The organism is Rufibacter roseolus, assembly GCF_017916365.1.
GTDB classification, from domain to species: domain Bacteria; phylum Bacteroidota; class Bacteroidia; order Cytophagales; family Hymenobacteraceae; genus Nibribacter; species Nibribacter roseolus.
The window spans coordinates 473903-486953 of the sequence record NZ_JAFMSU010000002.1; the positions used below are offsets into that span (position 1 = coordinate 473903).

9 protein-coding genes are annotated in these 13051 nt (G+C 46.4%); all 9 read left to right on the forward strand.

Annotation, left to right across the window (positions count from 1 at the left end; translation table 11 throughout):
- Positions 1-660: 660 nt before the first annotated feature.
- Complete coding sequence (locus J3P35_RS10970) at positions 661-4176, forward strand: PAS domain-containing sensor histidine kinase (protein WP_210464648.1); 3516 nt, start codon at positions 661-663, stop codon at positions 4174-4176.
- A 228-nt stretch (positions 4177-4404) separates the two neighbouring features.
- Complete coding sequence (locus J3P35_RS10975; RefSeq protein ID WP_210464649.1) at positions 4405-5061, forward strand: response regulator transcription factor; 657 nt, start codon at positions 4405-4407, stop codon at positions 5059-5061.
- Positions 5062-5398: 337 nt separating this feature from the next.
- Positions 5399-6559, forward strand: coding sequence for a zinc-dependent alcohol dehydrogenase (locus J3P35_RS10980; protein WP_210464650.1), 1161 nt, complete (start codon positions 5399-5401; stop codon positions 6557-6559).
- A 466-nt stretch (positions 6560-7025) separates the two neighbouring features.
- Positions 7026-8183, forward strand: a complete 1158-nt coding sequence (locus tag J3P35_RS10985; RefSeq protein WP_210464651.1) for a zinc-dependent alcohol dehydrogenase — start codon at positions 7026-7028, stop codon at positions 8181-8183.
- Positions 8184-8195: 12 nt separating this feature from the next.
- The gene (locus J3P35_RS10990) at positions 8196-8759 is read left to right on the forward strand and encodes a hypothetical protein (RefSeq protein ID WP_210464652.1); all 564 of its coding nucleotides are present in this window, start codon (positions 8196-8198) and stop codon (positions 8757-8759) included.
- A gap of 342 nt (positions 8760-9101) precedes the next feature.
- Positions 9102-9881 (forward strand): YgaP-like transmembrane domain, encoded by a 780-nt coding sequence (locus J3P35_RS10995; protein ID WP_210464653.1) that lies wholly within the window; start codon positions 9102-9104, stop codon positions 9879-9881.
- A gap of 32 nt (positions 9882-9913) precedes the next feature.
- Positions 9914-11089 carry a zinc-dependent alcohol dehydrogenase gene (locus tag J3P35_RS11000; RefSeq protein ID WP_210464654.1) on the forward strand — a complete coding sequence of 392 codons (1176 nt, stop codon included), beginning with the start codon at positions 9914-9916 and terminating at the stop codon, positions 11087-11089.
- A gap of 204 nt (positions 11090-11293) precedes the next feature.
- Positions 11294-11914 carry a TMEM175 family protein gene (locus J3P35_RS11005; protein WP_210464655.1) on the forward strand — a complete coding sequence of 207 codons (621 nt, stop codon included), beginning with the start codon at positions 11294-11296 and terminating at the stop codon, positions 11912-11914.
- 53 nt (positions 11915-11967) lie between these two features.
- A complete protein-coding gene (locus J3P35_RS11010; protein WP_210464656.1) occupies positions 11968-12999 on the forward strand; it encodes an L-dopachrome tautomerase-related protein in 1032 nt (343 codons plus the stop codon).
- Positions 13000-13051 lie beyond the last annotated feature (52 nt).

Below are 13051 nucleotides of genomic sequence, written 5' to 3' on the forward strand. Positions count from 1 at the left end.
ATCCCTCTCATTGTATTTTCTATTTAGCGGCTATTTTCTCAAAAGCAGCCACTAAACAGACAGCCTTACCTTATTGCCTCATACAACACCTCTATTAGGCGCTTCGCATCTCTGCCGGTGCAGCCGGGGATTTGTTTGCGGTAGCTGGTGTCAAGGCGGCAAGAAAGACGTTGGCGTGTTGATGGCAGATGGTAGAAGTCTTAATGGAATTGTGGCTTTTAAAAACCGAAAACTCGTATTAACCATATAAGCAAAGTAGTGCTTCAGGGTTTAGTACTGGGGGGTAGTCAGTATTAGTTACTAAACTGGGCCTAAACTTCCTGATTCTACTCAATTGTGGAATAAAAATCAGTAAATACGCCTTGGATTTCCTGTTTCGTATATAGTAAGTTAAAGAGCCGGCGCTCTTTCATTCTTATTAGGCCTTTCTGAAAGTAACTGCTTGTTTTATGGCTATTATAAATGGTACTTCCGTTATACTGTATCCTTCAGCCGGATACTTAATTCACAGTTATTCTGTAGAATATATTATTTCTTAGGTCTTTTTAGTCTTTTCAGGCTTCTTGGGTGAACAGATGGCTAGTCAACTCAATAACGCTTTCTGCTTCTGGCTTAACTGCTGGTGCTCTTTTATAGCTTAGGCTTCTTTTATTTACTTCTATGCATTCCACCCCAGATTTTTCTTTGAACCTGCCCCAGGTTTTTGAAGCCCTGCCTGACTGCTACCTGGTATTATCCGCAGACTTTGTTATCCAAGGCGTGACGGAAAGCTATCTTACATCAACCTTCACGAGCAGAGAACAGTTAGTGGGTAACTCTTTTTTTGAGGTATTTACGGGCCAAGAGGGTCAGCAGGAAGCGGCAATTCTCCGGCACCTGAAGCAATCTTTTGATAGGGTTCTGAAAACGAAAAAGCCAGATAGCATGCCGGTGCAGCACTTTAACTTAAAAGATCCGGAGAGGCCCAACCTTAAGCTGGAACGGTACTGGAAATCTTTAAACACCCCGGTACTGGATGGCAAGGGCGAGGTGCTTTACATTTTACATAGGGTAGAAGATGTTACAAAAATTGTTCGGCAAAGCCATAAACTGGAAAACCTGACCAGGCAGGAAGAAGACACCAAAGCAATTGCTAACGAAAGTCAATTGTTGTGGTACATTGAGCAAGAGAAAGTTAAACGGGCTTACGAAAAACTGGAAGAGGAACACCGTAGGTTTAAGGAAGCCCAGGCTCTGGGGCACATCGGCAGCTTTGAGCGAAATTATAGTGAAGAAACCCTTAATTGTTCTGATGAATTTTACCGTATCCACGGTTTAGAACCTCAGAGTGAGGAAATAACAACTGATAAAATATTAGCCTTTTCGCATCCGGAAGAACGGGAGATTTTGCGGGAACGCATTTGGCAGGCACAAATCTTTCTTGAACCTTTAGAATTAACCCACCGGATAATCTGGCGCAATGGCACCATTCGTTACGTTCACCGGCGGGCCGTTTTAACCCCAGATGCGCAAGGAAAGCCGCTGAAAGTCTACGGAACCATTCAGGATATTACGAGCCAGGTGATGGCTCAGGAAAAAGTCCAGGCCAGTGAAGCCTTGTTACGGAAAGCCGAAGCAATAGGGCAAACGGGTAGTTATGAAGGAGACTTGACTACCAGGAAATTCCGGTTTTCAGATAACATGTACCAGTTACTTGGCCTGCAACCTCAAAGCCTTGTCCCGGACCTGGATTTTATTGATTCTATATCCCATCCGGAAGATGTTGCTCAGGTACGGGAAATAATTGGTAAGGCTGTTCAGTCAAAAAGACCTTACCAATACACGCGCAGAATTTACCGGCCTGATGGTGAAATGCGCTACCTTTTCAGTAATGGAAAGGTAGTTTGTGATGAAGCCGGCAATGCCATCAAAATAGTAGGAACGGCCCAGGACATCACTGAAAAGAAACGGGCAGAAGAAGAAATAAAAGAAACCAAAGATTTACTGGAAGCCACCTTCAATGCTTCGGTAAACGGCATAGAAGTTTTCCAGGCGGTGCGAAATGACGCCGGGGAAATAATAGACTTTGAATGGTTACTGGTGAATCATACCACGGAGCGGTACGCCGGCCGAACGGACTTAAAGGGGCATAAATGGCTTGCCACTTACCCTGAGCTCAGACAAACCAGCATGTTTCACCAATTCAGGAAAGTAGTAGAAACCGGGCAAGTTCTGGATTATGAGCACTTTGACCAGTATAAAGATTTTGCTGCCTGGTTTCAGACCATGGGGGTGCCGTATAGAGATGGGCTAATTCTTACCTGGACAGATATAACCAACCGGAAAAACGCGGAAGCAGAACTAACCCAAAAGGCTGAATTATTGCAAACCATTGTAGATACGGCTTTTGGCGGCATGGCGCTATTGGCGGCTATACGGGACCAGGAAGGAAAGATTACTGATTTTCGCTACCTTATGGTTAACACGGTACAGGCCAGGTATGCGAATATATCCAGGGAGAAAATGGTAGGGAACACGGTGCTTGCCTTTTTTCCTTCTATCATAAGTACTGGGGCATGGGAGTGTTTGCTCCGGGTAATGGAAACCGGTGAACCTATTCAGCAATTGGAAGAATACCATGCCGATGGCGTAGGTGGCTGGTTTGAACAGCATTACGAGAAAATAAACGATGGTATTCTGGTTTGGAACGTGGATGTAACTCCCATCAAAAAAGCTGAAATTGAAAGGCGGGAGAGCGAAGAACGGACCTGGAAATTTATTGATTCCCTTCCTCAGATGGCCTGGACCGCGGCTGTAAACGGGGGCAGTACCTACTATAACCAAAAAACGTACGATTATACCGGCCTTACCTTTGAGCAGATGAAAGAGTATGGTTGGGAGCAAATCTATCAGGAGACGGAGCGAGCCAAGGTAGAACAGGAATGGAAAACAGCCATCGCCTCGGGGAAAGAATACCGGAAACAGTCTCTCATGCGCCGTTGGGATGGCGCCTATCGCTGGCAGTTAGTCATTGCCCAGCCCGTAAAAGACCATGCCGGCAACATTACTTCCTGGGCAGGTACGGTAACCGACATCCACGAAAGGGTTATTGCCGAACAAGAGTTACAAGAGAACAGGCAGCTGCTCAAAGCTGTCATAGATGCTTCCATCAATGGGATCCAGGCTTTCAGGGCCATACGCGATGAAGAAAACCAGCTGATTGATTTTGAGTGGATTCTTACAAACCAGGTAACGGATACCTTCCTGCAGAAAAATGATTTGGTGGGGAAGCGATTAACAGATAAATATCCGGGTACAAAGCCAGTTGGAATTTTTGATAAGATGAAGCAAGTGAACGAAACTGGAAAAACCGCTCACTTTGAAGTCTGGTATCCCTATGATGCTTTACAGCATTGGTTTCAGTTTATAGTGGTAAAAATGGGAGATGGAGTAGTTCTCACTTTCCAGGATATAACAGAACGCAAAGAACTGGAAGAGCAACGCCTGCAGTGGGAACTCCAGAAGCAACAGGAGTTGCTGCATGCCATCTTAGAAACCGAAGAAAGAGAGAAAAAACGGATTGCTGAAAATTTGCATAATGGGTTAGGGCAAGTTCTTTTTGCAGTTAAGATGCAATTAGACCTGCTCAACCCAGAGGACTCCGTAAAAAGCGCAGCCCAAACAAAGGCCTTCTGGCAAAGAACAGACCAGCTATTGACCAATGCCATTGAACTTACCCAAACCATCTCCCATGAGCTTACCCCAACCGTGCTGAAAACCTTTGGATTATCTGCAGTGCTGGTGGATATATGCAAGCAATTAAGTACTAAAAACCTCTTAGTGAAATGCAAGACTGATTTTAAAACAGTTTTAGAAAAACACCTCCAAACTGCTATCTACCGGATTGTTCAGGAGCTGCTTAATAACATTGTGAAACATGCGCATGCTACCCTTGCCTCTATAACCGTGCTGGAAGAAAAAAGTGGTATTCTCATTATAGCCCAGGACAACGGAAAGGGGTTTAAGGCAAAGCCACTTCCAGGTAAGGGAATGGGTTTGATAGGTATAGGTGATCGGGTGAAACTACTGAACGGAACGCTAGAAATCCATTCTTCCGGTCCCGGAACAACCATCACCATTAAATTGCCCCTTAAAAACAACCATCCTGGCGTCCGTAAAACAGAAGTTGTTTTATAAAATACGTATAAAATAAGAAGAGGAGGATGTAGCAGCACCGTAAATCATTAAAGGCAGAAGGTGAGTAATGAAAGGTACCTTGATCTTACTTATTTCCATGACCAGGAAAATACCCCGTTTAAACGCCTTTTTTCTGCGGGTTCTTTACTGACCGGTTCTTATGCTTTGTTACTACTTGTGCTTTATTACCTGGTACTTTATCCAGGGAAACGCTTCATATAATTTGAAATGATAAAAGTAGCTATCGCCGATGATCACGCACTTGTAAGAGAAGGTTTAAAAACCATGCTGAATAATTCTCCGGACGCCGGTATAAACCTGGTAGACGAAGTAGAATCAGGAACTGATTTGGTGCAGCTTCTTAGCCAGGTAGAGGTAGATGTAGTGCTTATGGATATAAGCATGCCAGATATGGATGGTTTACAGGCCACCCGTCAAATCAAGCAGCAGCACCCCTTGGTAAAAGTACTTATTCTCTCCATGCTGGAAGATGAACGGTTTGTAGTGGAAGCCATGCAAGCGGGAGCAACCGGGTACCTGACCAAAACAGTAAGCCGCAAAGAACTGGTAAGAGCAATTCAAATAACGGCTGGGGGCGAGGTGTATATTGGTACGCACATCTCCTTAAAGCTACTCGGTAAAATTCCCTTAGAGGATAGTAAAACACCAACGCCCGAGGAAAAATCAGATAGTAATCTTACCAAGCGAGAGTTGGAAGTACTAAGCCTGATTGCTCAGGGTTTTACCACTACCCAAATGGCGGATAAACTTTTCACCAGCAAACGGACCATAGAAAGTCATCGGCAGCATTTGCTTGAAAAAACAAATTCTAAAAATACAGCTTCTCTTATTGCTTACGCAGCCACCCATCATTTACTCAATTAACCAGGCGGGTAATCCTTCCCCCGTATTTCTAATAGGTTACAATGGTTAAGGTTTGGCTTTACGTATAACCCGTAGTCATCCTGTAAATGCTTATCAATGGAAGCTTATTATAAGTTTACCTGATAGGCCTCTAAGTAAAAATTCATACTAAAAAGTACCATTTCTGGTGCAAATATCCGTGAATTCCTCCCGGTTTTAAGTGCTTTCTGCCATTCCTCCGTGTTTTCATAGAGCATAAATCAGTATAACGCTCCCAAATTTCAAGCGTTTTCTTCCTTATCATCTCCACCTTACTGAATGCATTCTTAAATCAACTATCACCTTAACCCATCTACCTATGAAAGCTTTAGTATTTCACAAACCCAAAGATGTTAGTGTAGATAATGTTGATGACCCAACAATTGAGGAACCAACCGATGCCATTGTTCGCATCACTTCTACAGCCATTTGTGGTTCTGATCTCCACATTTACAACGGCTTTATGCCCCAGCCGCATGATTTAGTTCTTGGCCACGAGTTTATGGGTATTGTGGAAGAAGTAGGCAGCAGTGTGTCAAAATTAAAAAGAGGAGACCGGGTAATTGTTCCATTTCCAATTGGATGCGGGCACTGCATGTTTTGCCAGCATGACTTAGCCACCCACTGTGAAAACTCCAATGATAAAACCTACAGCCAGGATGGTAACCTGGCCAAAGCGCACGGCGGCGGCCAGTTATATGGTTTCACGGCCACTTACGGCGATAAAAACGGCGGCCAGGCGGAATATGCCCGGGTACGTTACGCCGATTACAACCCAAGAATAGTACCGGATGGTATTCAGGACGAAAAAATATTATTCCTGACCGATATATTTTCTACCGGCTGGGCGGCCTGCGAGTGGGCAAACGTGTCGCCCGGCGAAACAGTAGTAGTATTTGGTTGTGGTCCGGTTGGTATAATGGCCCAGAAAGCCGCCTGGCTTCATGGTGCAGGACGGGTAATTGGGGTGGATATTTATGATTACCGGCTGGCCAAAGCCCGCGAAACCGCCGGTTCAGAAACCATTAATGCGCACCAGGTAGACGCGGTAAAAGCCATTGTGGATATGACCGGTGGCTATGGCGCCGACGTTTGTATTGACGCGGTGGGGATGGAAGCAGATAGAACCACGCTGGAAAAAGTAGGCAATGTACTGCACGCCGAAAAAGGCAGCGACAAGGTGCTGGAAAATTGTATTGATGCCGTACGGCGAGGCGGCAAGGTATCAGTAGTAGGGGCCTATGGCTACCCATATGACAAATTCCCCGTGCAGAAATGGTGGGAAAAGAACTTTACGCTTCGGGGCGGCCAGGCCTGGGTACAAAAATATATTGACCACCTCATTACCCTGGTAGCCGAAGGCAAAGTAACCTTGGATGACATTATTACCCACAAGGTGCCGCTGAGTGAAGCTGCCCGCATGTACCAGATCTTCAACGATAAAGAAGACAACTGCGTGAAGGTGGTACTTAAACCCTAAGGTTTCCTCCATGGTAGGTGTACTGTAAGTTTAAAGTAAACGAAAAAGCTACTTGAGCTTGGGCATACTTAGTTTGGGCAGGCTTTTCAAAATTTAGCCCGGAAACAGAAGCTTGCCCGAACGTTAGGGAGAAGCGTTGAAATCCAGAAGGTTCAGTTTGCCACCTAAGCAGAGTAGTGCTTCAAGGTTTAGTACTGTAAGGTAGCCAGTATTTGTACAAAACTGTTCCGTTAAATTGTTTTTTTACCATTTTGGCCAAACCAGGTCCAAAACGTCTCATCAAAATACACAACACCATTACGCTGGGTAAAAACCGGTTCTAAAGAAGTTGTACTTATCGGTAGCATAATAGGTGTCTTCTTTATGGCCTTGCCTCTTATTCAAGAAATGTCCCCTGTAACCCTTCTATCACGCCAGGGTTTGAAATTCACTTCTGCTTAATTCTTTATGCCTAAAAAAACCGCTTATGCTAGCAATGAACTTTCGCGGCCCTTTTCAAATTAGGGCAGACCGCAACCGACCGGAACCGGAGATCAAACATCCCATGGATGCTATTGTCCGGGTCACCCGATCCCTGGTTTGTGGCTCGGACTTGCACCTGTACCACGGGTTAGTGCCCGACACACGGGTGGGGATGACCTTTGGTCATGAATTTACCGGTGTGGTAGAAGCAGTTGGATCAGAGGTGAAAAAACTGAAAGTGGGTGACCATGTATTGGTACCATTTAATATTGCCTGCGGCTCCTGCCCGCATTGCAAACAGGAATTGTTTGGTAACTGCCATGAGGCTAATTCAGAAGCCACCGCCGTAGGGGGCTTTTTTGGCTATGCCCACACGGGGGGAGGGTATGATGGAGGACAGGCCGAATACGTTAGGGTACCTTATGCCGATGTGAGTCCCACCATCATCCCGGAAGGTATGGACCTGGAGAATGCCGTGCTCCTCACGGACGTGGTGCCCACCGGCTACCAGGCGGCAGAGCAGGCTGGCATCCAGAAAGGCGATACCGTGGTGGTGTTTGGAGCCGGACCGGTAGGACTTTTGGCAGCCCGCTTTGCCTGGTTCTTTGGTGCCGGACGAGTTATTGTGATTGATGAATTAGACTACCGCCTGGAGTTTGCCCGCAAATTTGCGTTCGCCGAGGCGTACAACTTCAGAGAAATGAAAGACCCGGTGGTATTCCTGAAAAAAACCACCGATTACTTTGGCGCTGACGTGTGTATTGATGCCGTGGGTTGCGATGCCACCGGCAGTACCCTGCAAAACATTACCGGTAAAGAATTACTGCTGCAGGCCGGTAATGCAACTGCCTTCCATTGGGCTGTTAATGCTGTTAAAAAAGGTGGTATTGTGTCCATCATTGGGGTATATGGTCCACCCTGGAACCTCGTTCCCCTCGGCAGTATAATGAATAAAGGCATTACCATAAGGGGCAACCAGGCCTCGGTAAAACGGCTGCTTCCCAAGCTGATTGACCATATCATGAGCGGCAGAATCAATCCGAAGGAAATCATTACGCACAGGCTGCCTCTGGAGGAAGTGTCAGATGCCTATCGCATGTTTTCCAAAAAGCTGGACTACATGATCAAACCTGTGTTAATTCCTCCAAGAGCCAACGTTTAAAACCGTTTTACTATGAAGAATGCATTAGAAAACAGAATAGATGAGTTCCAGGACAGGGTTATAGCCAACCGCAATATGGCTGATCTGGCCTTAAATATACCTGGCTGGGGAATGGATGCAGATCCCGAAAATGATCCCACTTACCCCATGAAGCATTATAACGGTGCTGACCACCAACGCCTCAATTATGAAAAGGCGCCCCAGCAGCCCCTTGACATGGAGGTCTTTCATTCTATTGAGCGCCCCGGTGTTACGCGTGTCTTCGGTACTTCTACACCCCCGGCAGGCCTGAGCGGTGCTATACGTAGGTATGCCTATAAGTACAGCGAAGCCACCGCCACGCACTGGATGACGCTCATTCTGGCAGACCGGGTAGACGTAATACAGGGAAAAATCAATGATCTGAAACACGGCGTTATTCCCAACCCCTGGAAAGAAAGAGGCTGGAGAGCTGAATGGAAATACAACCGTTCAGCTTTTCTTGGCAGGGCAGCTACTACGGCTTTGCTTATAACTGCAGGTGTCTTATGGTTTAAAAGAAGATCCTTGAATAAGCAACTTCTGGAAAGGAGGTAGTCTATACAGTATCAACCCAAAAGTTGTCACAGGCTGAACAACTTTTGGGTTGATACCTATAGGTAAGAGGTACGCCTGTGTTCTGCAAGACCACTTAAACTGGTGAGCAGAATGGGAGCTACTTTACCTGTATGCTCAAAGCCGACGCTGCTAATTCTATAGGTTCCAATATTCTATTCATCTGCCTGCCTTAGCCATTTGCTTATGGAGCGTCCGTGCCAGAACGAAACAGCTTGCCTTCAAGGAGGATAAATTTTCCACGTTTAATTATTCACTATTTACAGGCCATTCTTATTAAATCATCTCCTAACTGATTTTTACTCATAATAAATTTTAAACCCTATGGCTAATGCATTTAAAACATTTGGTCCGCCTCATTCAAACCAATCTGCCAGGCAGGGGCAAACGAAAAGCTTCACCAATGTAGGTACATCTGGCAGAGTATTATCGGTGTTGGGTGGTGCGGCTTTGGCCTATTACGGTTGGGGCAGAAAGCAATCTCCTCTCGGGAAAAGCTTAGCCACAGCGGGCGGTTACCTGGTACTACGGGGAACAACGGGTTTCTGCCCGTTTAATGAAGTCCTGCACGTAGATACAGCTCATCCTGAAACCCAGGGATTTGAAGTCACTTCCAGCGTTACTATACTTAAACCACGTGAAGAGGTGTACCAATTCTGGCGCCAACTAGAAAACCTGCCCAGGTTTATGCAATACCTGGAAGATGTGCGGCGAACAGGTCCCCGGCGTTCGCACTGGGTAGCCAAGGTGCCCAAAAATATTATCTACAAAGAGAAGCTCACTACAATAGAATGGGAAGCCGAAATCACACACGAAGAGGAAAATAGCCTGATTGCCTGGCGCTCCCTGCCTGGTTCTGAAGTTGAAAATTCCGGTGAGGTCCGTTTTACAGATGCTCCCGCCAACCGGGGCACCGTGGTGCAAGCTACCATTTCTTACAGACCGCCGGCAGGAGCTGCCGGGCAGCTAGCCGCCAGATTGCTGAATCCGGCCTTTAAGGAACTGGTAAAACAGGACGTTCGCCGGTTTAAGCGTCTGCTGGAGGCAGGAGAAATCCCCACCATAATTGGCCAACCCTCCGGCCGCAAAGATGAGAACTACTAAAAACACATTTTCTAAAATTTAATAAGGAACCTATGAAAGCCATCTGCTGGGAAGGAATCAATAAAGTGAGTACGGAACGCGTACCAGATCCTACTATTTTAAATCCGCGTGACGCGATTGTGCGCGTTTTTTTATCATCGGTATGCGGCTCAGATTTGCACCTGCTGGGTGGCTATATACCCGCCATGCGTTCCGGCGATATAATTGGCCATGAGTTTATGGGCGAAATTGTAGAAGTTGGCCCCGAAGTAAAAAACCTGAAGAAAGGGGACCGGGTAGTGGTGTGCTCTGTTTTAGCTTGTGGCGGGTGTGAGTACTGTGATCGGGAGGAGTATTCGTTGTGCGATAATTCCAATGCCGAACCTGAATGGACCGAGAAGGCTTACGGCTACCCCGTGGCAGGCATTTTTGGTTATTCTCACGCTTTGGGAGGTTACGCCGGCAGCCATGCCGAGTATACCCGGGTTCCCTTCGCCGATAATGTGTGTTTTAAAGTACCGGATGGGGTAAGTAACGAATCTGCCTTATTTACCTCAGATGCTTTCCCAACCGGGTATATGGCAGCCGATTTCGCCGGCATTGAACCTGGCGACACCGTGGTGGTATGGGGTTGCGGCGGTGTAGGCCTGATGGCCATGCACAGCGCCTGGTTGTTGGGAGCCGGCCGGGTAATCGCCATTGACCAGTACCCGTACCGGCTGGAACAAGCCCGTCTCAGGGCAAATGCCGAAGTACTGAATTTTAAAGAAGTGGATGTACTGGAAGCTTTGAAACAAATGACCGGGGGCCGTGGTCCGGATCGCTGTATAGATTGCGTGGGCATGGAAGCCAACAGCACCGGAATTGAAAAGGTGTATGATTACGCCAAGCAATACGCCCGGCTACAGAGTGATAGGCCTTCCGTGCTCCGGCAGGCAATTATGGCGTGCCGCAAAGGCGGAACGGTATCAATTATAGGGGTGTACGGAGGACTTATAGATAAATTCCCAATGGGACCGGCCATGAACAAAGGCCTGACTTTCCGGATGGGCCAGCAGTTTGGCCAACGGTACATTCCTAAACTGCTTGATATTGTAGCCCGCGGAGAAGTAGACCCAGCCTATTTGCTCACCCATAAATTACCCCTGGATAAAGGCCAGGAAGGGTATATGATGTTCAAAGAAAAAGCAAACAATAACATGCGTTCGGTGTTTGCCCCGGCCGGATAAAATAAGATAGGAAATTATTCTGGCAGAGAGGATAATATGCTTTTCTCCCGGTTACGGATGCTGGTGCCTTTTACCATTACCATAGAGTTCCTACCAGCTTTGCAAACAGGAACTCTATGGTAACCGCCATTAGTCAAATTCGGAAAGAAGAAGAAACAAACGAAGGCGAGAAGGGAAAAAATTGTTGAATCTTAAACCGTTCTTATGCACAACCATAGACCAACCGATAGGCTGGAATATTTCAGTGATGCGGTGTTAGCTATTGCGGCAACACTGCTTGCCACCGAACTGCCGAAACCGGAGACCGAAACCGGCTTGCTGCAGGCCATTGCCCATGAATGGCCTTCGTATGCGGCGTTCGCGGCGTCTTTCCTGTTTATCTGCATTGCCTGGTCCAACCACCACAACATGTTTATTTACCTAAAGCAGACAGACCAGTACCTGCTCATCCTGAATATCTTGTTTTTGATGTTTGTTACCCTGCAATCCTTTACCACCGGCTTATTGGCTAATCATGTAGGCAAACCAGACGAACAAACGGCCGCAATGATATACCACGGGACCCTGGTGTTAATGACCTTTTTCTACAATTGTCTCTGGTGGTACGCCATCAGGAAGCCTGAACTTCTGGAGGAAGATACAGACAAGAAGCTCCTTAGGCTACTTACAAAAGAATACGCCATTGCTCCTGCGCTGCACCTGGCTGCCTTAGTCATTTGCATCTGGAGCGTACCTTTTAGTATCATCCCTGTTTTGTTGCTGTACATCTATTTTGCCCTTCCTCGGCTTAGTGAAAAAAGGATGAACCAGGAAAATCCAAATTAGAGTAGACAAGCATGGAACCTACTTCTGACACTTCAACTTAAAACTACCCACTCATGAGTACAAACAGTGAACAATTGGAACATGTATTTTCAGACAATACCTACCAGTTAACCGGGGTAGCGGTATCAAAAGAGGGGCGGGTGTTTACCTGCTATCCTCTATGGCCTGGTCCGCACAAATGGGATGTGGTGGAAATCACTGGGCCTGATACCTGCAGGCCTTACCCAGATGAACAGTGGAACAACTGGAAAGAAGGGGAGGACGGAAAGAATAAATGGGTTTGTGTGCAGGCGGTGTATGTAGATGAGGAAGATTTCCTGTGGGTGGTAGACCCGGCGTGCCCTTTTATGGAACAAGTATATGACAATAGTTTTAAGCTGGTAAAGTTCAACCTGGTTACCAATAGCATAGAAGAGGCCTACCGGTTTGATGGCATACTGAGCAACAAAAGCTATATCAATGATGTGCGGGTAGACACCCAAAGGAAGGTTGCTTATTTAACGAACTCCAACGAAGGTGGAATTGTAGTGGTAAATCTTGAAACCGGAACCATTAGGGAGTTACTGCGCAACCATTATTCTGTGAAACATGACCCTTCCTTTAAACTGATTGTGGATGGGAAAGAATTCAAAAAGAAGGGTGAACCGGTTCACCTACAATCTGATGGTATTGCTTTAACACCAGATGGCGAATGGCTGTACTACAAACCCCTCACCGATAATAAACTATACCGTATCAGAACCGAATTTTTGCGGAATGAAGAGCTGCCGGAAGATCAAGTGGAGGCTGCAGTAGAAGATCTGGGAAGGTTTGCGGTGACAGACGGGATGATTTTTGACAAGAGCGGCACCATATACCAGGGAGATTACCAGAACTACAAAATGGTGAAAATAACTCCGGACCAAAACCAGGAAGATGTAGTGGCAGACGAAAGACTTATATGGCCTGACAGCTATTCCATTTCACAGGATGGTTATTTATACATCAGCTGCTCCCAAATCAACAAACAACCCGATTATAACGAAGGCGAAAATAAAAGAACAGCCCCTTATGCCATTTACCGGATGAAGTTGCCTGCCACCTAAAAAGCAGCGAGCCAGATTTTGTTAACCCATTCCGCTCAGTAAGTAGTTGAGC